A 25,144-nucleotide genomic window follows, 5' to 3' on the forward strand; every position below is an offset into this window, starting at 1 on the left:
GTTTTGTCTCTTAGACGGGTATTAAGGGGATTCATCGAAAATATTTTTTATTAGAAATTTAATAGTATAGTTTCGTCATAGAATAAGAGAAATATCTTATTTGATTTTTTAAAAAAAAAATATACAAATGGATCTTTTTTCAAAACATACTAATAATAAAATAAACAACAACTTTTTTATGTTGCTAGTAATTATATTATTGTCTAATGTTTCAGTTTTTGGTCAATCTAATGAAAGTACTGTAGCCACTAATAATACTATTGAAGTTTTGAATGTTGTAAATAAAGAAAATGTTTCAACAAATACTTCTTCTAATACTATGAATTTTGTACTTTGGTTTATGGGGTCAAAACAAGATCCAAATAGCTCTATTTCGAAAGAAGGAATAAATTCAAAAATACAAATTATGACTTCTGGAATGGCTCCTAATAGACTGTTAATCAAAGCTTTTTTTAAGAAAGCAGTAGGGTTGAAAAGTACAATAGCATAAACTTAAATCGTTATCACAAAAAAAACGCTAATTTTTAAATTAGCGTTTTTTTTTATATGTCTCTGCCATCCTGAAATAACGATACGCAATTTAATTTGTCTACTTTAAATCATTTATTACAGTTAATAGACAAAATTGCTATTAAATGTGATAATTTTAATTAGTTAATGTAATTTAAATGATTTGTAAAATTTAAGTGTTAATTTTATCCATATTTAGTTTAAAAATGGGTTTTGTGATATGAAAAATTTTTTTTTTGTTTGTTGTTTAGTGTTGTTTTCCATAGCTACTTGGTCTCAAAAACCAATTGAAAAATATCGGTTTGTTAATATAAAAGAAAGCGTTTCCCAAATTGGTGTACCTACAATAATTCAAGACCATTACGGTTTTGTTTGGCTAGGTACCAGTGGAACTGGAATAAATAAATTTGATGGTAGTGATTACAAGACCTATAAATTCAAACCAAACGATCCTACCTCATTAAGTAATAATACTATCAATTGTTCTTATCTTGACAATAAAAACAGATTATGGTTTGGGACAGACGAAGGACTCAATTTATACGACTACAAGAATGATTGTTTTAAAAGAATTCTTTTATCTGAATTCAAAAAAAATAAAGTAAAAGTTTTGGTTAAGAGTTTGATAGGCAATCATAAAGGAAACTTATTTATTGGTACTTTAGAACTCGGATTATTCAAGATGAATTTAAATGATTTTAAAGTTGAAAAAATAGCGTGTCAAGAATCTAACTTACCTGTTACTATAAATGCACTTCAAGTTGACTATAAGGGAAAGGTATATGCTGGAACTGACAGAGGTCTCGAAGAGTTTGACTCTAAAACAAATTCACTAAGACATTCTATTTTTAAAAATAAAGAAGGTGTTAAATCCATTAATGACCCTATTCAATGTTTATTAATAGAAAAAAATAATATATGGATTGGAACTATGCCTTCAGGCTTATTTAAAATTAAGAGCAATAGTAAAGAGCATCTATTTGAGATAAATCATTTTCCAATTTCACAAAATCGAATTTTATCAATTATTAATTTACCCGACAAAACGGTAATGTGTAGTACGGAGAATGATGGGTTATTTCATATTGATGCCAACGGGAAAATTTTCAATCATTATCTATCCAGCAAGTCCGAAAGAAAAAACATTCTATCTAATTCTATTTGGTCTTTATTTTTGGATCGTAATGAACGGATATGGATGGGGTATTATAATTCAGGAATTGGTGTTTACGACAAGCTATATGATAAGTTTGAAAATCTAGAAAGCATACCTGGTATTGCTAATTCATTACAAATAAGTTCTGTTAGTGCTATTGTAAAAGATCGTTTTAATAGATTTTGGATTGCAATGGATGGAGGAGGCATTGATGTTTATGACCCTAAATCGAGTCAATATACTCATATTGGTCCTACAGAAAATAAGGTTTTTTCTGGTCTGACCAATAATTATGTAGAAGCATTACTTATTGACAGTAAACAAAATATTTGGGCTGGTACTTGGAACGGAGGGTTATATTTTTTAAAGAATGGCGATAAAAAATTTATTAATTTCAATGTAAATAATACCGGTGGAGGTTTAACTTCCAATAATATTATATGTATTACAGAAGATTTAGAAGGAACTATTTGGTTTGCTAGTTGGGATAAAGGGCTGCATTCGTTCAATCCCAATACAGGAAAATTTACAAATTACAGATTAGGGCCATTTTTAAAATCTGGTATTTCAGATAGTTATGTTTCTAAAATATTGGTTGATAAAAAAGGTAATTTTTGGGTCGCAACACGAAATGTAGGCTTATTTAAGATTAAAAAGTTATCAGGAAATACTTTTTCTATTGTATCAATGGCTAATAGAATGTCGAAAGAATTTAAAAATTATGCAAAAACGGAAGACATTTTGTCACTTTATGAAGGAAAGGACGGTTCAATTTGGATTGGAACAAAAGGTGCTGGTTTGTGTAAATACAATGCTAAAACAGATCGTTTTAAATGGTATAATAAACAAGATGGTTTAGAAGCCGATAATATAGTGGGTATTATTGGAGATTTAAAAGGGAATATTTGGCTAAGTTCAAATTCAGGGGTGGCAAGATTAGACGTTAAAACCAATACGTTTACTAGTTTTACAAAAAATGATGGACTCCTTTCTAATGATTTTAACCGAAATGCTACTTTTAGAGATGAACAAGGAATCATTTATTTTGGTAATTATTTTGGATTAGATTATTTCAATCCCACGAATATTAAAGTTAATAATATTTTACCATCGTTATATTTAACGGGCTTTAAGTTATTTAATAAAACAGTTACAACTAATCAGAAGGGGTCTCCCCTTAAAAGTGCTATTGGTCAAACGAAGAGTATCACGTTAAATAGTACTCAATCTGTATTTACTATTGAATATACAGGTATTAACTATACAAGACCAGAAAAAAATCAATATGCTTATTATCTTGAAGGTTTAGAAAAATCATGGAATTATGTTGGTAGATTAAGAAGTGCCACTTATACAAATTTGGAAAAGGGTAATTATATATTCAAATTAAAATCTGCCAATAGTGATGGTAAATGGAATAAAGAAATATTAGAACTAAAAATAACTGTTTTGCCACCTTGGTGGAAGTCAAATATGGCTTTGTTCTCTTATGTTGTTTTGTTGCTTTTGGGAGGTTATTATTTTAATAAGATGATGCTTATTAGGTTAAATAAAAATAAAGAAATAATTATAGAACAAAATAAAAGATTGCAAGAAAAGGCTTTAAATGAAAAAAAGTTTCAGTTTTTTACTAATATATCCCATGAATTAAGAACACCTCTTACCTTAATTATGAACTCTATTGACGATATTATTAGAGATGATACCTTAAACCTAGCAACACGAACAAAAGAAAAGCTTAATATTATTCATAAAAACACCAATAGACTTTATAGGTTGATAAACGAGCTATTAGATTTTAAAAAACTTGAATCAAATAAATTAAAGGTTAAAGCTGTGAAATTAGATTTAGTGGATTTTATTAAAGATGTTGTAATCCATTTTAGAGAAGAACTAGCTATCAAAGGAATAGAATTTGATTTAGATTCAGATGCAGCAGATATATCAATTTGGTGTGATGCAGCTATGTTGGAAAAAATTATTTTTAATATCCTTTCAAATGCTATTAAAGTTACACCAAATGGTGGGACAATCAATATCAACCTCCAATCAACGGATAAGTTATTCCATTTACCTTTAGTAAGTAAAACTGAGGGGGTAAAAGCGGTAGAGATTATTATTTCTGATACGGGTCCGGGCATTGAAAAAGGAGAAGTGGAAAAAATATTTGAGCGTTTTTATCAAGTTGAAAATTTAAATAAAAGTTATTACGGAGGTACAGGAATTGGTTTAGAATTGGTTCGAGATTTTGTTAGGTTACATAAAGGCGAAATTGAAGTTGATAGTAAAGTTGGGGAAGGAACAACTTTTACAATCATATTACCAATGGGCAATTCTCATTTTGATGATAATGAAATACTTTTAAATAGTATAGCGGTTCAAGTTAAAAAGCAACAAGCACTTACAAGTTTTGAAATAGAAAAGGAAAAGGGAATTGATATAGGTGAAAATCTGCATAAATATTCATTGTTAATAGTAGAAGATAATTACGAACTTAAAGATTATTTAAAAAAGGAACTTGAAAATGAATACAAGGTTTTAGTTGCTAATAATGGAAAAAGTGGAATTGATTTAGCTAATGAGTTTCTTCCGGATATTATATTAACAGATGTCATGATGCCAGAAATGGATGGGTTCGATTTTTGTAAAAATATAAAGAGCGATTTAAGAACAAGTCATATTCCTGTATTAATGCTTACTGCCAAAACTGAAATCGAAGATAGAATAGAAGGTATTGAAGTGGGTGCAGATGCCTATATGGTTAAGCCTTTTGATATGAGATTATTAAGGTTGCGATTGTCCCAGTTAATAACCAGCAGGCAGTTAATTTTTAATAAATATTTTAGTTTAATTAGTGAAGTGCCTGAGGGAATTAAAACATTATCCTTAGATAAAGAATTTATTGAGAAAGTGTTAAACTATATTAAAGAGAATATAAGTAATCCGGATTTAAATGTAGAATCACTTGCTACTCAATTAAAATTGAGTAGAAGCCAGTTTTATAGAAAAATTAAAGTGCTCACCAACCAGACCGCTAATGAGTTTTTAAGAAATGTTCGGCTTCAAAAAGCAAAACAAATTTTGGAAAATGACAATGTAAGTATAAGCGAAGTATGTTATAAAACTGGATTTTCTTCCCCTTCTTATTTTACAAAATGCTTTAAGAGTTATTTTGGTATAAAACCTACAGATGTTAAAATCAAAAAAAACGAGCTTTGATGATTGGTTTAGTCGATTGTAATATTGGTGTAGAATCCTCATTTATAAACTCACCACTTACACAATGCCAAAAATTGAGTAAGTTGAAATGGATAGTAATAAAAACGACACCTCGTCAAAATTGTGTAAGTAAAAAAGTTAGGCTTCGATTTTATAATCGGAGCCTTTTTTGTATAATGGTAAATTGGTTTATAACAATTCTCCAATTTTGAATCGGCATAAACTATTTTTTTAGTTGCTCTCTTAAAGCCCAAAAAATACCGTTAACTCATCTAAGTTATCGTACCAAGAGTTTAGAACATAAAAACATTTATTTTCCCATTTGTCACTATGATTTTTAAAGCCAGCTCTGCGACTTGTTTGGCTGGAGCGTTGTAATATTTCATATTGGCAGTAGATTTGTATGGTTCTTCTAAGCAAGGTGTTTATAAGCTTTTCTAATTTGAAGGATTATGAATATTTGTGTTTGGGATTTCGGGAAAAACGTCTCTGTCTTCAACAATACAAGTTTTTAAAGCGGTTAAGATATTCATCCAAAAACTGCTGCTTTTGTATTTGCCGTGCCGCATTCCCAAATCTTTTTTTTGTCCTTTTCTGTTGGGGCCTAAGGTTAAAAAGAGGGTTTTGTTGTTAACTTTTGAGCCTTCTCTAACTTTAAAACAATGACATCCATCCAAAGAATTAATTAAAGTTCTTCTGATGGTCTATTGGATATTCAAATATTCAATTATAGAACCGAAATATCATAGAAGGCCTTTTGCAAAGGGATTTTTTATAGTTAAAATGGAATTTAAGACTATAAAAATTGTTGCATCGACTATCAAAATATCGCTTAAAGGTTAGCTAAATACGCAATAGCTTGAAAAATTATAGTTATTGCTTTAAAATTGATATTTAAATTTTTGGATTTTCTTAACATTTGTCAAACTATGGAATTTAAATTTTCTGAATGGAATTAATTTGTTGAAACACTACTATTTAGATGCTCTCATTGCATTTTTATTATTCACATTGATTCTTTTTTTTAAACTAAATCTCATAGTACTAACTAACCAAAAAATTTTTTTTATGAAAAACAAACTACTAAAAAAACTAATACTTCCCGTATTCTTATTATTTGGAAGTATTATTTATGCTCAATCAGTATCGGGTACTGTATCCGATAAAACAGGTCCTATTCCAGGTGTTAATGTATTGATTAAAGGTACTGCTGGAGGAACACAAACAGATTTTAATGGGGCTTTTAAAATCAATGCTAAGAATGGAGATGTTTTAGTCTTCACTTTTATAGGTTATAAATCCCAAGAGATTAATTACAAAGGGAATTCTCCAATTAATGTATTGTTGGAAGAGAATTCAAATGCTTTAGACGAAGTTGTGGTTGTAGGTTATGGGGCTAAAAAGAAAAGTTTAGTAACAGGGGCAATTTCTAGTATTAGTTCTGCTGATATTCAAAATTCTTCATCAGCACGTGTTGAGTCCGTGTTACAGGGTAAAACATCAGGTGTTACCGTTGTATCTTCTTCTGGGGCTCCAGGTTCTGGTTCTAAAGTTAGAATTAGAGGTGCTGGTTCTAATGGAAATTCAGATCCATTATATATTGTTGATGGAATGAAAGTAAGTTCCATAGATAATATTTCTCCAAATGACATTGCTAGCATGGAGGTTTTAAAAGATGCAGCATCTTCTGCAATTTATGGTACACAAGGAGCAAATGGAGTTATCATTATTACAACTAAACAAGGTAAGCCTGGAGAAACAATAGTTAGCTACAGTACTCAATTAGGTACTCAATCCGTTAGGTCTAATATGAAGTTGATGAATGCGTCTCAATTTGTAACCTATTTCCAAGAGGCAGGAAGAACTAATGTAGTTGATAACGGTATTAATACAAATTGGATCGATGAAACTTTTAAAAATGCCGCTACACAAAGGCATGATTTAAGTATCTCTGGAGCGAACGAGAAAACGTCTTTCTATTTTTCAAGCTCCTATATGGATCAAGATGGAGTTGTTGGTAAAGATTCAAACTATAAAAGATTTACAGGAAGACTTAATCTTAAATCTCAAGTCAATGATTGGCTAGAAATAGGTACTAATATGACCTATTCAAATATAGGGTCTTCGCCTATTACTGAAGATAATTCAACAGCTGGAGTTGTAACTCAAGCTTTAGTTATGGATCCATTAACGCCCGTAATTTATACAGGAACTTTACCTGCAAGAGCTTTAGCTGGAGTAGCTGCAGGAACAGCTATGACAGATGGTAATGGTAATGTTTACGGATACCCAACTTATGCAACGGGTGAGGCTGTCAACCCTGTGGGATTAGCAAACTACACATTTAGAGGAGGTATTGATACGGATAAAATTTTAACATCGGTATTTGCTAAATTGAATTTAGCGGAAGGTTTATCATTTACCTCTAGATTCGGATATGAAAGAACAAATACGTTTGATAATAGATGGAGTCCTATTTGGGTTGTATCGTCAGAAGCTCAAAATTCTACTGTAACATTAAACAATCAGATTTCAAGAAGTTCAAAATGGTTATGGGAAAATTTTGCGAGCTATACTAAAGAATTTGGAAATCATAACTTAACGGGATTATTAGGGTATTCATCTGAGAAAACTAAGAGTCCATTTTATTCTTTACGCGGGGCGCAAATTCATGATCAAACAGACCAGTTTGCATACTTTGACTTTGCAAACCGTAACAATGATGTAATTGGTGGTAGTATTGTTGAAAAAAGGGGGAGCTCAGTTTTTGGAAGAATTTCCTATGACTATATGGGAAAATATTTATTAGAAGGCTCGTTGCGTAATGATACTTCTAGTTTTTTTCCGACTACAAAAAAATCGGGGTATTTCCCTGCAGCTTCTGCAGGTTGGTTAGTATCTAAAGAAAATTTTTGGAAAGAAGACTCGAAAATTGATTATTTAAAAGTACGAGCCAGTTGGGGACAAAATGGTAGTGATAACAATTTAAGTACCTACATAAGCAGCTTAATATTCCAAACTGTAGCAACAGAAACAGCTTTAACAGTTCCAGTTGTTTACGAAGGTCAAACAGGTATTACTCCAGGAAATTTACCAAATGCTAATTTAGAATGGGAACGTTCTGAACAATTGGATTTAGGTTTTGATTTAAGAGCATTAAAAAATAAACTGAATTTTTCAGTTGACTATTATGTTAAAACAACTAAAAATTTACTTCTTGTAAATGGAAATATTATTGCACCACCCTCTTTAGGTGTAGGAGTTCCTTCTATTAATGCTGGAACAGTTGAAAATAAAGGATTTGAATTTGAAACAGGGTATGGTGATAAAACAGCGGGTGGCTTTAGTTATGGTATAGACCTTAATTTGTCAACCTTGCATAATGAAGTTACCGATATTAATTATGTAGGTGACAATGGTTTTATAATAGGCGCACTTGCACCGCAAAACAATGATGGTGTAACTCGTTTCCAAAAAGGATTACCATTATGGTATTTCTATGGATATAAAACGGACGGTATAGATCCTGCAACCGGAAAAATAAAAATTGTAGATACCGATGGAGTTCCTGGAATTACATCAAACGATAAAACAAAAATCGGTTCTCCTCACCCTGATATTCTTTTTGGAGGAAATATTCAATTTGGATATAAAGGCATTGATTTAAACATTAGATTTCAAGGTACGCAAGGGAATGATATTTTTGAAGCTTACCACCAGACTTCAAGACCGCTTACCAATCACCCAATTGAATTTTATACAGGTAGATGGCAACAAGCAGGAGATATTGCATCTTATCCTGCTGCACAATATGCAACATCAGCATACGATACTGATTTAGTAGTAAAAGATGGTTCTTATATGAGAATTAAGCAAATTCAATTAGGATATAACTTCTCTAAAGAAGTTTCCAATAAATTAAAATTGAATAAATTAAGAACTTATGTGTCTTTAGACGACTATTTTACCTTTACTAAATATAATGGTTTGGATCCTGAAGCAGGAAGTTTTTCTGATAATAGTATAGGAGTAGATAGAGGATATTATCCAGTAGCTGCTAAAATATTATTTGGTTTGTCACTTGAATTTTAATAAAATAAAACATTAAATATGAAAAAAATAATATATAGTGTTGCGGTTATATTTTTAATAACTGTATCATGTAGTTCAGATTTTACCGAGGTAAAACCTGTTGGTGTACTGGAGAGTACAACTTTCTTTAATAGTGAAAGTAATACGGAAGAAGCTTTAATTGGATTGTATGACCTTGTACAATTTAATAATGATCAGGCCTGGAATTCAGCTTTTTTTATTAAAGTACTACCGGGTGATGAGGCTAATGCTGGTGGTGGTACTGCAACAGATCAAAAGCAATTACAAGATATTGATGATTATGCAAATATATCTATTTCTAATCCCTCTTTGGAAGGTGTTTGGAATAAGGAATATAAAACAATTGCACTTGCAAACACTATTATAGAAAAGGTTGAAGCAGGAAACTTAAGCAATAAGACCTTTGCAATTGCAGAAGCAAAGTTTATGAGAGCTTGGTGTTATTTTGAGCTAACTACAATGTGGGGTGACGTGCCTTTGCGTTTAGAAAATCCCACAACAATTAGCGCTGAAGCTTTTGCTAAAGCCAAAAGTCCAAGAGCAGAAATTTATGCTCAAATAGAAGCTGACTTAGCTGTTGCTATTGCTGGTTTACCAGATAAAAGCGCGGTTAAAAATAATTTTAGAGTTTCAAAAGGTACTGCTCAAGCATTATTAGGAAAAGTATTGGTTTTTCAAGGAAAAACGCTTGCTGCAATTCCTTATTTAAAAGCTGTAATAGATAATCCCGCTCATGGTTTAGAGTCAGACGTTTCAAAAGTTTGGTTAAAAGATTCAGAATTTGGAAAAGAGTCTTTATTCGAAGTAGGCTTTATTACTACAAAAGGTTACAATTTTACTACTGCAAATCTTGCTGGTCGTGAAGAAAGTAACATATTTATACAATTAATGGGGCCTCGTGGTGATGGTTACTTTAATTTGACGGGTACAGGATTGAGAAATGGATGGGGCTTTAACTTGCCAACAGCAAAAATTTTAAGTGCGTTTGATACTGCAGGAGATGTAAAGCGTAAAGCAGTTACAGTAATGAGTGAAGCAGAACTTGTTTCATTTGGAGGAAGTAAAGCAGGAACCCCTTGGGACTATGAAGGAGGTATTAGAACAAAATATGCTCCACGTGCTTCAGAAACAAGCGCTGGTGGTGTTGTAGAAGCAAATTATGGTACAAACTTGAGATTGTTTAGATTTGCTGAAGTATTGTTGCTTGCGGCCGAAGCTTATAATAAGGAAGGACAAGATGCCAATGCAAGAATAGAATTAAACAAAATTAGACAAAGAGCTGGATTAGCTGATGTGTCTTCGACCTTAACAGGTGCTAATTTGTTTGATGCTATTGTAAATGAAAAATTCTTAGAGCTAGCTTTTGAAGGACAACGTTTTTGGGATTTAGTGAGATGGGGAAGAGCTAATGCTGAGTTATCAAGTAAAGGATACACTTCTAAAAATAATTTATATCCAATTCCTGCATCAGAAATTGCTAAAAATAAAGCACTTACAAGTGCTGACCAAAATCCAGGTTATTAATTAATGTTTTAAATTTGTTTGGTTAATGGTGACTGCCCGAAAAGTAATTTTCGGGCAGTTTTTTATAAAAAAAACTACACTTTTGTGTAAAATGATTATCCAATCTTTTAAAATTAGTTCCATTATTTTTTATTTTTAAATTAATATTCTAAAATATTTACTATGAAACGTCGTCAATTTCTTCAAAGCACTGCTCTATTTTCTGTAGCATCCTTAGTAAACGCAAATGAACTGTTTACCAAAAATCCATTAATCAATAAAGTAGGCTTGGGTTTATTTTCTATACCAAAAATGTTAGAGAATGACTTTGATGGTGCTTTTGCTATGTTAGCTAAAATGGGGTACAAAGAAGTGGAATGTTTTGGTCCTTATGAGTTCAGTACTGAAAAAGCAAAAGCTTCATGGAATGCTGTTACACCCCAACTTGGATTCAAAGGGAGCGGCTTCTTTAACAAAACTACTGCTGATTTTTTTAAAGCAGCAAAATCAAATGGCATTAGTATTCCATCCATGCATACTGATTTAGATACGCTATCAAATAATATGGGGCAATTGGCGGAAGCCGCTCATTTAATCGGTGCGAAATACGTCGTACTTCCTTCCATTCCGGATGCTGAAAGAAAAAACTTGGATGATTATAAACGAGTAGCAGAAAAATTCAACTCTATTGGTGCTGAAGCCAAGAAAGAAGGAATTCGTTTTGCCTATCACAATCATGGTTATGGTTTAAACAATGTGAATGGCGTTATGCCATTAAATATTATTTTTGACCAAACTGACCCTAGCTTGGTTTATTTTGAAATGGATCTTTATTGGACAATAGCCGGTGGAGCAGATCCCGTTGAATTATTCAAAAAGCACAAAGACAGGTATAAAATGGTGCATATAAAAGACATGAAAGAAGCAAAAAGATTTGCAGGAGATGGTGGCGATGCATCGCAATGGATTAGTCTTTTTCCGTACATGACTTCATGTGGCGAAGGTGTACTGGATTTGCCAACAATACTTACTGCTGCAAAACAAAATGGTGTTGAGCATTTCTTCGTGGAACAAGATATGGTACAATCACCTGAAATAGCATTGAAAAAAAGTATCGATTATTTAAAGTCTCTTTAAATAAATTGAAAAGCCTCTCCAGTAATGAAGAGGCTTCTTTTATGTTTGCTATTTCAAGCGTATATTTTGCTATTTATTCAAATTCCGAGGTAAAAAACAACTTCACATTTGGATATTTATTTTGCGTCATTTGAATAGTAAAATCAGAATCGGCTAGAAATACCAATTGTCCATATTTGTCATGCGCTAGGAATTTTTGTTTTATTCTTCTAAATTCTTTGAATTCATCACTTTTTAAATCTTTTGGTTTTACCCAACACGCTTTATGAACAGGGAAATTTTCATAAGTACATTTAGCTCCATATTCATGTTCTAATCGGTACTGAATAACTTCATATTGAAGAGCACCAACCGTTCCAATGATTTTTCTGTTATTCATTTCTAAAGTAAATAACTGTGCTACACCTTCATCCATTAGTTGATCGATTCCTTTGTCCAATTGTTTGGCTTTCATGGGATCAGCGTTATTGATATACCTAAAGTGCTCTGGAGAGAAGCTTGGGATTCCTTTGAAGCTCATGATTTCACCTTCGGTCAACGTGTCTCCAATTTTAAAATTTCCAGTATCATGTAATCCTACAATATCACCAGGATAGGATATGTCTACAATTTCTTTCTTCTCGGCAAAGAAAGCATTTGGGCTGGAGAATTTTAAATTCTTTTTTTGACGAACGTGATAATAGGGTTTGTTTCTTTCGAAAGTTCCAGAAACAATTTTTATAAAGGCTAAACGGTCTCTGTGTTTAGGATCCATATTGGCGTGGATTTTAAAAACAAAACCAGTCATTTTTTCTTCTTTTGGATCAACTAGTCGAGTTTCTGAATCTTTTGGTCTTGGCGATGGCGCAATTTGAACAAAACAATCCAATAACTCTCTAACTCCAAAATTATTCAATGCTGAACCAAAGAATACTGGCTGTAATTTTCCGTCTAAATAGTCCTGACGATCAAATTTTGGATATACTTCATCGATAAGTTCTAATTCTTCACGTAATCTGTCAGCTGGTTTTTGTCCAATAATTTTCTCTAATTCAGGATTTTGAACATCAGAAAAAGCAATGGTTTCTTCGATATTTTTACGGCTGTCACCACTAAATAAGTTGATGTTTTGTTCCCATAAATTGTAGATTCCTTGAAAATCATAACCCATTCCTATTGGAAAACTTAATGGTGTAACGGTTAAACCCAGTTTTTGCTCCACTTCATCCATTAAATCAAAGGCATCTTTTCCTTCACGGTCTAATTTGTTTATGAAAACAATAATGGGGATTTTTCGCATTCTACAAACAGCCACTAATTTTTCTGTTTGTTCCTCTACACCTTTGGCCACATCAATTACAACAATAACACTGTCAACTGCGGTTAATGTTCTAAAGGTATCTTCTGCAAAATCCTTGTGTCCCGGAGTATCGAGAATGTTTATTTTTTTGTCTTTATAATTGAATGCCAAAACTGAAGTAGAAACCGAAATTCCTCTTTGACGTTCAATTTCCATAAAGTCACTGGTAGCGCCTTTCTTGATTTTGTTGTTTTTCACGGCACCTGCTTCTTGAATAGCACCACCAAAAAGGAGGAGTTTTTCAGTAAGTGTTGTTTTTCCAGCATCAGGATGTGAAATAATCCCGAAAGTTCTTCTGCGTTGTATTTCTTTTAAAAAGCTCATGTTTAATATAAATAGTCTGCAAAAGTACTATTTATAAATGCCAATTAAAAAAATAGTATAATCTAAATAGAGTATGTAAATTTTGAATATGTATTCTGGTAGCTTTTGAATCAATTTTACTGTTTTTTACTATTTAATAATGTAGTAAAAAAAAGTGGATGTCTTTTTGGACATCCACTAAAATATTATATTTTACATATTAATGGACCAAACGGAATAACCATTTGGAGGACATTGAATTTTTACCCATTTATCCGCTTGGGTTGTAGGATACCAAGTTGAGTTACCTGTGAAATCTTTAATTTGTGCATTGACCCAATTAGTCTGAATCCATCTTTCTTGCCAAGTTGATGAGTTATTGATGTAAACCACTAATCCTGGATTTCCATTATATCCATTTCTTCGAGCAATGTATTCATCATTATCTGCATATAAAATGGAAGTAGTACCGGTTGCTTTATTGTTATGAATCCAAATTAAATTATTCAATTTGGCTTTGTCTAGCCATTCTTCATAATCTCTGTAGAAAATAGTTGGATATCCTTCATGAGTTAAAATATAAGCATATGCCAATTGTTTATTCCAAATTTCATCTGTATCATGATTAGTAACAAAAGTGACCGCTTTGTAAGGGTTTCTTTTCCACATCATATCATCATTCAATAAGGCAAGGTTGTTGCCGTCAAAAGCGTCATTCATTTTGTAATAGCAAGCAAAATCAAATACAGAACTATTAGCGTTGTTCGCCCAATCATTCAATGTGTTTACGTTTGAATCCCATAATTCGCCAACAGAAAATCCGCCGACATTTGCATTCCAACTGTTGATAACCCATGAACCAAAGCCTTTTACATAATCAAATCTCCATCCATCAAAATGCATGGTGTTTTTGTAATATTTACCTACACCGTCCGTTCTCAACCATAGCCAATTTTGAACATTTGAGGCGGCATGGCATAAATCAGGAAATCCTCCGAACGCACCTTCGTCGTTATTTCCGAATGAATTTTTATAAAAATCAGCACTGGTTCTAGGAAATTTTCCTGAGGCTACACCGGTAAAATTGGTATAAGTTTGTGTTCCTGTGAAAGGATTGTTTTCTAATTGTCCACCGCTATTGTGATTAATTACGATATCAGCATAAACTTGCATGTTTTCAGTATGCGCTTTTGTTATTAAACTTTCTAATTCACTACGAGAACCAAACCTGGTTTCTATAGAACCATTTTGATTGTAATTTCCAAAATCAAAATAATCAGTAGGATCATATCCCATAGAAAAAGCACCATTTTGAGCTTTTGATGCTGGTGGAAGCCATATAGAACCGATACCGGCATTAGACCACTCCGTCACTTTGGTATTGATGGTATTCCACCAGTTTCCACCTGAAGGAACATCCCAGTAAAATGCTTGCATCATAACGCCTCCTCCAGGATTAGCAACATATTTTCCTGTTAATGATGAGCTTGTTATTCCGGTGCTAAATGGATGTCCATCGTGATGCGTTACGTCAATTACTTTAAATTGTGAAGCTGCCGTAACGGAATCAGTAGCTACATCTTCATTTGAACTGCACGAGTAAAAGCCAATTAATAAGGCTGATAATAGATAAATTTTAAAACTTTGTTTTTTCATAAAGAAATGATTTAGGTTAGGTAATAGATTTTGGGTTGATTAAAATTAAAAATATGATTTTATGAAAATTAATAGTAATCACTATAATAAATAGTATAAATTTATTTTTTAATAACCCGTTGGGTGCAATTAGATTATTTGTGTTTTAATATTGTTTATTGGTCTTTCAAAAATAAATTTATTAATGAATTGTACCAAAGTTAATGCTGTTATTTTAGCTAAAATTCTTGTTTTAAAACCTTGAAAAGATTTAGCATAATTTCGTCTAATCATAAATTGATCACACAATTGAGAGAATAATGTCTCTATTCTTTTTCTTGATTTTCTAAATATGTAGGGTTGTTTTTTATACCCAATTTGATTGATTCTCATTGGAGTTTCTAATTTTATATTTGCTGTTTCAAACAAATCTAATTGTAATGGTGAAGACAAATAACCTCTATCTCCAAGAAGCACACAATCAGACATTTGATATTTTAAATCTTTTAATAAATGTACATCGTGAACACTTGCTTTTGTAATATCTATTGATTGAAAAACCCCAGAAACAGTACAAACTCCGTGAAGTTTGTAACCATAAAACCAAGAGTTTTGTGATGCACAAAAACCTTTATCTGGCGCAGTCTGAAAATCACCCTTACAAATTTTAATCCTATTATGACGAGCCATTTTACAAATCTCAAGTGGCATACTATCAACAACAAAATAGTTCTCAAATTCTGTGAATTTTGAATATAAATGTTGTCTGATTTCTTCAGCAAAATGGAATAATTTTTTCCTTCTCTTATTATACTGACTTCGTTCAATTAGATTAGAAATTTGTCCATTTTGCAACTGATTAAAAAATGAATTTTCACTGTCAATAGACATAAATTCAGATGTTAAACTTAAAGCAACTACTTCTAAATCAGACATTTTAAACTTTCTTCCAGCTCGAATTTCTGTATTAAATGCAATATTCAAAGAACTTATAACTTCTAAAACTCTAAAATAATTTTTTACTATATTTGACATAGATATTGGTTGTTTGACGACTTCAAGATACTGAATTTCAGTATCTTGACCAATATCTAATCAATATTTTTTACTTCAAATAATTACACCCAACGGGTTTTTTAATATTAATTATTGAATAAAATGCATATTTAAGGCTAATTTATATAAATTCTGATAACTCCTATGTAAGTGAAATTTTTTTTAATTGCGAAAACGTTGTAGTGTTGAGAACTTTTTATCAGACTATTGAAAATGATGGTTTTAATTGCTTTTTTTGAAACCTAAATGCAACTACGTAAACATAAGTTTCGTTTTGTTTAATAATGGTTTTAATTGCTTTTTTTGAAACCTAAATGCAACATAAGAAGAAACAATGTAAAGGGATTGTAAATGAAAAATTAAGATAAGGATAGATTTGAAATAATAGTAAGTTTAGTGAGGCTTACTTTATGTAGATTCGTAAAGATTGTTTTCATATCAATTAATTGATTCAAAAAGTAGTCTTCTAAAAGAATTAGGAAGTTAATAAGTCAATAAAGAAATGCGTTAATAAATTTTTGTTAATACTAGTACGTAAACTTGTATTATGTAATTGAATTGCTATTTTTGTTGGTTATAAGTTAAAAGAAAAGAAGTAATTGTATTATAAAATCAATTCGTTTCTTGATTCTTAAAGTGTATATTTGGCCAAAATTAATAAGGCTTTTATAAAGAAGAGTTAAAGACAAGAAAAACAACGATACGTTACATAAATAAATATAAAAAATGCCATTAAAAAATAAACAAATGAAGTCTATAAATAATAAAATTGCGCTTGCCTTTTTTCTTTTACTTTTTTCATGTACAATAGTAAGAGCGCAAGAGATTATAAAAGATAGTGCAGTTGTTTCCACTAAAAAAAACCAATCCAATCAAAAACAAAAAATTGATGGTGTAATTGCTACAGTTGGAGATTATATCATATTAGATTCAGATATTGATAAAGGCTATTTAGAAATCTCAAGTCAGGGAGGTTCTATAAAAGATGTTACAAGATGTCAGATGTTGGGGAAGTTATTGGAAGATAAATTGTATGCTCATCAGGCTATTCAGGATAGTGTTAAGGTTACGGATTCTGAAGTAAAAGGAATGATGGATGATCGATTAAACTATATGGTAGAGCAATTGGGATCTTTGGAAAAGGTGGTGAAGTATTATAAGAAAAATAATGAAGAGGAATTTAAAACCTATTTCTTCGATGTTTTGAAAGAACAGAAGTTAACTTCAGAAATGCAAAAAAAGATAGTTGATGCAGTAGAAATAACTCCAGAGGAAGTTCGTAATTTTTTTAAAACAATACCTGCGGCTGATCTGCCTGTTTTTGGAGCAGAAATGGAAGTGGCACAAATTGTTATTTTGCCAAAGGTTACTGACGTAGAAAAGCAAAAAGTGATAGACAAATTAAATGCTTTCAAAAAAGAGTGTTTAGAAGGATCTAGTTTTGCAACAAAGGCAGTTTTATATTCGCAAGATCCAGGTTCAAGTTCTAATGGAGGGTATTATAAAATGAATCGTAAGACTCCATTTGTAAAGGAGTTTAAAGATGTTGCTTTCAGTCTGGCTGAAGGAGAGATATCTGCACCGTTTGAAACGGATTTTGGGTTTCATATTATTTATGTAGAAAAAATAAAAGGTCAAGAGGTTGAATTGCGTCACATATTATTGACTCCAGCTGTTTCTGAAGAGTCGCTGAAAGATGCTAAAGAAAAAATCACTTTGATTAGAAAGAAGATATTGGATAAGGAAATTACTTTTGCTGAAGCTGCAAGAACCCAGTCTGATGAAAAGGAAACTAGAGTGAACGGTGGAGCATTAATTAATCCAAAAACACAAGATACTCGTTTTGAATTAACAAAAATGGATCCTAGCTTGTATGGCCAGGTTTCAAATTTAAAAGAAGGTGAAATTACAGCTCCATTTGTTGAAGATGTGCAAGGCAAGAAAAAATACAAATTAATAACCGTTACCAATAGAATAAACGAACATACAGCTGATTATGCTAAGGATTATGTTAAAATAAAAGAATTGGCGTTGAAAGAAAAACAAATCAAAGCTATCGGAAAATGGTTTGATGATAAAATCAAAGAAACCTATATTAAAATCGTCGGAGAGTATAGAGATTGTACGTTTACGAACAACTGGTTGAAAAAATAATTTTTATAAAATAAATAAAAAGAGTTAGCTTTATGAATTCATAAAGTTAACTCTTTTTAATTTAAAATAGATTCTAAAATGTCTGACGTAGCAGCAATACATAACTTAGTTCGAAAAAGGAACGAACTGAAAAGCGAAATAGCAAAAATTATTGTAGGTCAGGACATAGTGGTCGATCAAATTTTACTTTGTATTTTTTCCGGTGGACATGCGCTTTTAGTAGGGGTTCCTGGATTAGCAAAAACATTGATGGTAAATACTTTGGCGCAAGCCTTAGGTCTTGATTTCAAAAGAATTCAGTTTACTCCTGATTTGATGCCATCGGATATTTTGGGAAGTGAAATATTAGATGAGACACGTAAATTTAAATTTATAAAGGGGCCTGTTTTTTCGAATATTATTCTAGCTGATGAGATTAATAGAACACCTCCCAAAACGCAAGCGGCTTTGCTTGAAGCGATGCAGGAACGTTCTGTTACTATAGCTGGAGAGAATTATAAATTAGATTTGCCTTATTTTGTTTTGGCAACTCAAAATCCTATCGAACAAGAAGGAACCTATCCTTTGCCTGAAGCACAATTAGATCGATTTATGTTTGCTATAAAACTGGAATATCCTTCGTTTGCCGAAGAAGTACAAGTAGTAAAACGTACGACTTCTGATTTAAAAAACACAATTAACCCCTTATTTACGGCACAGGAAATTATTGATTTTCAACAATTAATTCGCAGAATACCTGTTGCAGATAATGTAATTGAATATGCTGTAACGCTAGTGAGCAAAACGCGTCCAGACAATCCTTTGTCAAATGAATTTGTTAGAAATTATTTGGATTGGGGAGCGGGACCAAGAGCATCGCAAAATTTAATTTTGGCAGCCAAAGCCAATGCAGCTTTTAATGGAAAATTTTCACCGGATATCGAAGATGTAAAAGCGGTGGCTACCGGAATTTTGCGTCATAGAATAATCAAAAATTACAAAGCCGATGCGGAAGGAATTACTGAAGAAATGATTATTGATAAGTTGATTTAAGGAGTTGTTTTTAGCCATAAACTAATAATTTTCTTTTGATTTATACAATATCACATATTTAGTATTATAATTTAGAAAAAAAACAAAAAAATAATCATTGTAAAAAGGTGATTTTGTCTTCTAAAGTAGTAATTATATAAATAATCTTTCTGATTTTTAGAATTTTTCAATAAAACACATAATATTTATTTTATTTATAAATATTATGATTCAAATGGCATCTTTTGCTGATTTTTTTAAATTCTCATCTTTAATTCTTAAGTTTGCATCACAAATAAAAAAAAACTAATATTATGGCTTTTTTATTTTGCAATAATCAAGAAAATCTGCCATATAACATTGAAAATATATCATTATGAATATTTATAACGATTACATCAAGGAGATCGAAGAACGAAAAATTCAGGGACTTCACCCAAAGCCAATTGATGGTGCCGAATTGTTAAGCGAAATCATTGCGCAAATTAAAGATTTAGCGAACGCAAATAGAGTTGATTCTCTAAAATTCTTTATTTACAATGTTGTTCCGGGAACAACTCCTGCTGCCAATGTGAAAGCTAAGTTTTTAAAGGAAATCGTTTTAGGCCAATCAGTAGTTGCTGAAATCACGCCAACTTTTGCTTTAGAGTTATTGTCTCACATGAAAGGTGGAACTTCTATAGCCGTATTACTTGATTTAGCTTTAGGTAATGATATTGCTATTGCAAATGATGCTGCGGAAGTTTTAAAGACACAAGTTTTTCTTTATGAAGCAGATACAGATCGTTTAGAAGCTGCTTTCAAAAGCGGTAGCGGAATAGCGAAAGAAATTCTAGAGAGCTATGCTAAAGCTGAGTTCTTTACTAAATTACCAGAAATAGCAGAAGAAATTAAGGTGGTTACTTTTATTGCTGGTGAAGGAGATATTTCAACTGATTTACTTTCTCCAGGAAATCAAGCGCACTCGCGTTCAGATCGTGAATTGCACGGTAAATGTTTAATTTCTCCAGAAGCACAAGCTGAAATTAAAGCATTAGCAGAAGCGAATCCTGATAAAAGCGTAATGTTAATCGCTGAAAAAGGTACTATGGGTGTGGGTTCTTCAAGAATGTCAGGTGTAAACAACGTGGCGTTATGGAGTGGTAAACAAGCAAGTCCATACGTTCCATTTATTAATATTGCTCCAATTGTTGCTGGAACAAATGGTATTTCTCCGATTTTCCTAACAACTGTTGATGTTACTGGTGGTATTGGTCTGGATCTTAAAAACTGGGTAAAAAAATTAGATGAAAATGGTAACGTTGTTCGTAATGAAAGCGGTGATCCTATTCTTGAAGAAGTTTACTCTGTTGCTACTGGTACGGTTCTTACAATAAACACAAAGACAAAAAAACTGTATAACGGAGATAATGAATTAATTGATATTTCTAAGGCATTTACACCTCAGAAAATTGAATTTATAAAAGCGGGTGGTTCTTACGCAATTGTATTTGGAAAAAAACTACAAACATTTGCATCAAAGACTCTAGGTATTGATATTGTTCCTGTATACGCTCCGTCAAAAGAGGTTTCTGTTGAAGGACAAGGTCTTACTGCTGTAGAGAAAATCTTTAATAAAAACGCGGTTGGAACAACTCCGGGTAAAATTTTACACGCTGGTTCTGATGTTCGTGTTACTGTAAATATTGTTGGTTCGCAAGATACAACTGGTTTGATGACTTCTCAGGAATTAGAGTCTATGGCTGCTACTGTGATTTCTCCAATTGTTGACGGTGCTTACCAATCCGGTTGTCATACTGCTTCAGTTTGGGATAATAAGTCTAAAGCAAATATTCCTAGATTGATGAAATTTATGAACGATTTCGGTTTGATTACTGCGCGTGACCCGAAAGGCGTTTATCACGCAATGACGGATGTAATTCATAAAGTACTGAATGATATTACTGTAAATGAATGGGCTATCATCATTGGTGGTGATTCTCATACAAGAATGTCTAAAGGTGTTGCTTTTGGTGCTGACTCAGGAACAGTTGCTCTTGCATTGGCTACTGGAGAAGCTTCAATGCCAATTCCAGAATCTGTGAAAGTAACTTTCAAAGGAGATATGAAAGGCTATATGGATTTCCGTGATGTGGTTCACGCTACACAATCTCAAATGCTTAAAACATTTGGTGGAGAGAATGTATTTCAAGGAAGAATCATTGAGGTTCACTTAGGAACTCTTAATGCTGATCAAGCATTTACTTTTACCGATTGGACTGCAGAAATGAAGGCGAAAGCTTCTATCTGTATTTCTGAAGATTATACCTTGATTGAATCTCTAGAGATTGCAAAAGGTAGAATTCAGATCATGATTGATAAAGGAATGGATAACAAAAATCAAGTTCTTAAAGGATTGATTGCTATTGCTGATAAGAGAATCGCCGAAATTATTTCAGGTGAGAAACCAGCCTTAAGACCAGATGCAAATGCTAAGTATTATGCAGAAGTTGTTGTAGATCTTGATCAGATTGCTGAGCCAATGATTGCTGATCCAGATGTTAATAATGCTGATGTTTCTAAAAGATATACTCACGATACTATTAGACCATTATCTTTTTATGGAGGAGTTAAAAAAGTAGATCTTGGTTTTATTGGTTCTTGTATGGTTCACAAGGGAGATATGAAAATTCTAGCGCATATGCTTAAGAATATTGATGAGCAAGAAGGTAAAGTAGAGTTCAAAGCGCCACTAGTTGTAGCGCCACCTACTTATAATATTGTTGATGAATTAAAAGCAGAAGGTGACTGGGAAATTTTGCAAAAATATTCTGGTTTCGAATTCGATGATAACGTTCCTAAAGCTGCAGCTCGTACTTCATACGAAAATATGTTATACTTAGAGCGTCCAGGTTGTAACCTTTGTATGGGGAACCAAGAGAAAGCTGCTAAAGGAGATACTGTAATGGCAACATCTACTCGTCTTTTCCAAGGAAGAGTTGTTGAAGATACTGAGGGTAAAAAAGGAGAGTCATTGCTTTCTTCTACACCAGTTGTGGTTTTATCTACAATCCTTGGTAGAACTCCAACAATTGAGGAATATAAAGCGGCGGTAGAAGGTATTAACCTAACTAAGTTTGCGCCATCTCATAAGTTATTAGTTAAATAATTCACATAATACGTTAATTATAGTTTAAAAGCCTGGGTCTGATGACTCAGGCTTTTTTTTGTACTCTATTTTTTTGTATCTTGTATGTTTAAAATAGATTAGTAACAATTATATATAAATCTTATGGCTTTTGATATTGAAATGATTGAAAAAGTGTACGCAAATATGACATCTCGTGTAGACAAAGCACGTAAGATAGTTGGTCGTCCACTTACTTTAACAGAGAAAATTTTGTACAACCACCTTTGGGATGGAACTCCGTCACAAGCTTTTGTTAGAGGTGTTGATTATGTTGATTTTGCTCCGGACAGAGTTGCTTGTCAAGATGCAACCGCTCAAATGGCATTATTGCAATTTATGCATGCTGGAAAGAAAACGGTTGCGGTTCCTACAACGGTTCATTGTGATCATTTAATTTTGGCTAAAAATGGAGCTGAATTTGATTTAGCTGCAGCAAATACACAATCTAAAGAGGTTTTTGATTTTCTTTCTTCAGTATCGGATAAATATGGAATTGGTTTTTGGAAACCAGGTTCGGGAATTATTCACCAAATCGTTTTAGAGAATTATGCATTCCCTGGAGGTTTGATGATTGGTACTGATTCACATACTGTAAATGCAGGTGGATTAGGAATGTTAGCTATTGGTGTTGGTGGAGCTGATGCGGTAGATGTAATGTCAGGAATGTCATGGGAATTAAAGTTCCCAAAATTAATAGGTGTGAAATTGACTGGAAAACTTTCTGGTTGGACTGCACCAAAAGACGTAATCCTTAAAGTAGCCGATATTCTTACTGTAAAAGGTGGAACAGGAGCTATTGTTGAATATTTTGGAGAAGGAGCTACTTCAATGTCGTGCACTGGAAAAGGAACAATTTGTAATATGGGTGCCGAAATTGGAGCGACTACTTCTACATTTGGTTATGACGAGTCCATGAGAAGATACCTTTCCGCAACTGGTCGTCAGGATGTTGTAGATGCTGCGGATAAAGTAGCGTCATACTTAACTGCTGACCCGGAAGTGTATGCGAACCCAGAAACTTATTTTGACCAAGTTATAGAAATCAATCTTTCTGAATTGGAGCCACATATTAATGGTCCTTTTACTCCAGATAGAGGTACTCCAGTTTCTAAAATGAAAGAAGAAGCTGCTGCTAACGGATGGCCAATTAAAGTAGAATGGGGATTAATCGGTTCTTGTACGAACTCTTCTTACGAAGATATGGCGCGTGCTGCTTCTATTGTAAACCAAGCCGTTGAATTAGGAATTAGCCCAAAAGCCGAATTTGGAATCAATCCAGGTTCCGAACAAATTAGATATACAATCGAAAGAGACGGAATCATTGCTACTTTCGAAAAAATGGGAACCAAAGTATTTACTAATGCTTGCGGACCATGTATCGGACAATGGGATAGAGCAGGAGCGGATAAAGGAGAGAAAAATACAATCGTTCACTCTTTCAACCGTAACTTCTCTAAACGTGCGGATGGTAACCCAAACACACACGCTTTTGTAACATCTCCAGAAATGGTTGCTGCATTGGCAATCTCAGGTCGTTTGGATTTTAATCCTATTACTGACACTTTAATTAATGATAACGGTGAAGAAGTAAGATTGACTGCGCCTTTTGGTGATGAATTACCAAAAAAAGGTTTTGCAGTTGAAGATAATGGATTTCAAGCGCCAGCTGAAGATGGATCAGGCGTTCAAATCGTTGTAAGTGAAACCTCAGATCGTTTGCAATTATTAGCACCATTCCAACCTTGGGATGGTAAAAATATTACAGGAGCTAAATTATTGATTAAAGCTTTCGGAAAATGTACTACGGATCACATCTCTATGGCAGGTCCATGGTTGCGTTTCCGTGGTCACTTAGATAATATTTCAAACAATATGTTGATTGGAGCAGTCAATGCTTTCACAGATAAAACCAATTCAGTTAAAAATCAATTGACTGGCACGTATGATGCAGTTCCTGCAGTTGCGCGTGCTTATAAAGCAGCTGGAGTGCCATCTATTGTTGTGGGAGATCACAATTATGGAGAAGGTTCTTCTCGTGAGCATGCTGCTATGGAGCCTCGTTTCTTAGGTGTTCAAGCGGTATTAGTAAAATCATTTGCTCGTATTCACGAAACAAACCTTAAAAAACAAGGTCTTTTAGGATTGACATTTGCTAACGAAGCAGATTACGATAAAATCCAGGAAGATGATACTATTAACTTCACAGATTTAGTTGATTTTGCTCCAGGGAAACCATTAACGATAGAATTCGTTCACGCTGATGGAACCAAAGATGTTATCTTGGCAAACCACACCTACAACGAAGGACAAATTGGTTGGTTTGTAGCAGGTTCAGCATTAAACCTGATTGCTGCTGCCAGTAACGCATAATTAAGAGCTGTTCAGCAACCAATTGACCAGTGGTCGGTTTAAAATATAAAGTGTTTAGTAATTTAGTTTGCAGTAATTAAAAGCTACAACTGATTGCTGAACACTTTTTTTTGGAGCTATTTCCTGCTGACCGCTTCAAGCTTTTTTCTGGAATTGCTTTTTTCCAAGATAAAAAAGGAGCTTCCGTTGGTCGCTCTTTTTCTCTGGAAAAATAGGCAAGTCCATGAAAAAGGCTTTCCGCTTTCATCAGGGCTAGGAATTGGGATGATATTTTTTGCTTAGATTGCACGATTTTTTTTTAATAGTTAAAATTATTTCATTTTAAATAAAATGGAATAATTTGTTCTAAAACACCCTTAAAAATGCTGAAAAATAGGAGTTTTCTTTTTTTAACACGTTAAAATCAAAAAAAATATTGTTTTTTAAATTTTATAACTTAAATTAGCTTTTTATAGATAAATCTTTAAGT

At 32.7% G+C, this 25,144-nt stretch carries 13 protein-coding genes; 9 read left to right on the plus strand and 4 right to left on the minus strand.

All coding sequences use genetic code 11. The features are described from left to right. Positions 1–127 precede the first annotated feature (127 nt). Both T410_RS08305 and T410_RS08310 read left to right on the plus strand, forming a co-directional pair. Positions 128–490: a hypothetical protein gene (locus tag T410_RS08305; RefSeq protein ID WP_035670443.1), complete on the plus strand. Its 363-nt coding sequence runs from the start codon at positions 128–130 to the stop codon at positions 488–490. Positions 491–730: 240 nt separating this feature from the next. Further along, positions 731–4,885 (plus strand): two-component regulator propeller domain-containing protein, encoded by a 4,155-nt coding sequence (locus T410_RS08310; RefSeq protein ID WP_035670445.1) that lies wholly within the window; start codon positions 731–733, stop codon positions 4,883–4,885. A gap of 437 nt (positions 4,886–5,322) precedes the next feature. Here the strand turns inward: T410_RS08310 and T410_RS16465 are convergent, their stop codons facing one another. Beyond that, entirely contained in the window at positions 5,323–5,562 is a 240-nt protein-coding gene (locus T410_RS16465; protein WP_051929375.1) for a transposase, read from the minus strand. A 391-nt stretch (positions 5,563–5,953) separates the two neighbouring features. Between T410_RS16465 and T410_RS08320 the strand changes: the two genes are divergently transcribed. The 3 genes from T410_RS08320 to T410_RS08330 all read left to right on the plus strand — a co-directional run bounded on the left by T410_RS08320 (position 5,954) and on the right by T410_RS08330 (position 11,638). Continuing rightward, complete coding sequence (locus T410_RS08320) at positions 5,954–8,977, plus strand: TonB-dependent receptor (protein ID WP_035670446.1); 3,024 nt, start codon at positions 5,954–5,956, stop codon at positions 8,975–8,977. Between the two features lie 18 nt (positions 8,978–8,995). Continuing rightward, positions 8,996–10,522 (plus strand): RagB/SusD family nutrient uptake outer membrane protein, encoded by a 1,527-nt coding sequence (locus T410_RS08325; RefSeq protein WP_035670448.1) that lies wholly within the window; start codon positions 8,996–8,998, stop codon positions 10,520–10,522. A 162-nt stretch (positions 10,523–10,684) separates the two neighbouring features. Beyond that, complete coding sequence (locus tag T410_RS08330; protein ID WP_035670451.1) at positions 10,685–11,638, plus strand: sugar phosphate isomerase/epimerase; 954 nt, start codon at positions 10,685–10,687, stop codon at positions 11,636–11,638. A 73-nt stretch (positions 11,639–11,711) separates the two neighbouring features. On the opposite strand, the gene T410_RS08335 is transcribed toward T410_RS08330, so the two are convergent. The 3 genes from T410_RS08335 to T410_RS08345 all read right to left on the minus strand — a co-directional run bounded on the left by T410_RS08335 (position 11,712) and on the right by T410_RS08345 (position 15,851). Next, entirely contained in the window at positions 11,712–13,301 is a 1,590-nt protein-coding gene (locus T410_RS08335) for a peptide chain release factor 3 (protein WP_035670453.1), read from the minus strand. 192 nt (positions 13,302–13,493) lie between these two features. Beyond that, positions 13,494–14,936: an alpha-amylase gene (locus T410_RS08340; RefSeq protein WP_035670456.1), complete on the minus strand. Its 1,443-nt coding sequence runs from the start codon at positions 14,934–14,936 to the stop codon at positions 13,494–13,496. Between the two features lie 129 nt (positions 14,937–15,065). After that, on the minus strand, positions 15,066–15,851 hold the full coding sequence (locus T410_RS08345) for an IS982 family transposase (protein ID WP_369793036.1): 786 nt from the start codon (positions 15,849–15,851) through the stop codon (positions 15,066–15,068). Positions 15,852–16,697: 846 nt separating this feature from the next. Between T410_RS08345 and T410_RS08350 the strand changes: the two genes are divergently transcribed. From T410_RS08350 to T410_RS08365, 4 genes are all read left to right on the plus strand, one after another. Next, on the plus strand, positions 16,698–18,125 hold the full coding sequence (locus tag T410_RS08350; RefSeq protein WP_035670459.1) for a peptidylprolyl isomerase: 1,428 nt from the start codon (positions 16,698–16,700) through the stop codon (positions 18,123–18,125). 78 nt (positions 18,126–18,203) lie between these two features. Next, positions 18,204–19,157 (plus strand): MoxR family ATPase, encoded by a 954-nt coding sequence (locus tag T410_RS08355; protein ID WP_035670461.1) that lies wholly within the window; start codon positions 18,204–18,206, stop codon positions 19,155–19,157. A gap of 355 nt (positions 19,158–19,512) precedes the next feature. Beyond that, positions 19,513–22,284, plus strand: coding sequence for a bifunctional aconitate hydratase 2/2-methylisocitrate dehydratase (locus T410_RS08360; RefSeq protein WP_035670463.1), 2,772 nt, complete (start codon positions 19,513–19,515; stop codon positions 22,282–22,284). A gap of 123 nt (positions 22,285–22,407) precedes the next feature. Further along, entirely contained in the window at positions 22,408–24,675 is a 2,268-nt protein-coding gene (locus T410_RS08365) for an aconitate hydratase (RefSeq protein WP_035670466.1), read from the plus strand. The last annotated feature ends 469 nt before the right edge of the window (positions 24,676–25,144 follow it).

This window comes from Flavobacterium sp. 83 (assembly GCF_000744835.1).
In the GTDB taxonomy this organism is placed as follows: domain Bacteria; phylum Bacteroidota; class Bacteroidia; order Flavobacteriales; family Flavobacteriaceae; genus Flavobacterium.

What these genes read in the sequence shown, in the direction of transcription:
- T410_RS08305 (WP_035670443.1), top strand. Translation starts at nt 128, where the DNA reads ATGGATCTTTTTTCAAAACATACTAATAATAAAATAAACAACAACTTT.
- T410_RS08310 (WP_035670445.1), top strand. Translation starts at nt 731, where the DNA reads ATGAAAAATTTTTTTTTTGTTTGTTGTTTAGTGTTGTTTTCCATAGCT.
- T410_RS08320 (WP_035670446.1), top strand. Translation starts at nt 5,954, where the DNA reads ATGAAAAACAAACTACTAAAAAAACTAATACTTCCCGTATTCTTATTA.
- T410_RS08325 (WP_035670448.1), top strand. Translation starts at nt 8,996, where the DNA reads ATGAAAAAAATAATATATAGTGTTGCGGTTATATTTTTAATAACTGTA.
- T410_RS08330 (WP_035670451.1), top strand. Translation starts at nt 10,685, where the DNA reads ATGAAACGTCGTCAATTTCTTCAAAGCACTGCTCTATTTTCTGTAGCA.
- T410_RS08335 (WP_035670453.1), bottom strand. Translation starts at nt 13,301, where the DNA reads ATGAGCTTTTTAAAAGAAATACAACGCAGAAGAACTTTCGGGATTATT.
- T410_RS08340 (WP_035670456.1), bottom strand. Translation starts at nt 14,936, where the DNA reads ATGAAAAAACAAAGTTTTAAAATTTATCTATTATCAGCCTTATTAATT.
- T410_RS08345 (WP_369793036.1), bottom strand. Translation starts at nt 15,851, where the DNA reads ATGTCTGATTTAGAAGTAGTTGCTTTAAGTTTAACATCTGAATTTATG.
- T410_RS08350 (WP_035670459.1), top strand. Translation starts at nt 16,698, where the DNA reads ATGCCATTAAAAAATAAACAAATGAAGTCTATAAATAATAAAATTGCG.
- T410_RS08355 (WP_035670461.1), top strand. Translation starts at nt 18,204, where the DNA reads ATGTCTGACGTAGCAGCAATACATAACTTAGTTCGAAAAAGGAACGAA.
- T410_RS08360 (WP_035670463.1), top strand. Translation starts at nt 19,513, where the DNA reads ATGAATATTTATAACGATTACATCAAGGAGATCGAAGAACGAAAAATT.
- T410_RS08365 (WP_035670466.1), top strand. Translation starts at nt 22,408, where the DNA reads ATGGCTTTTGATATTGAAATGATTGAAAAAGTGTACGCAAATATGACA.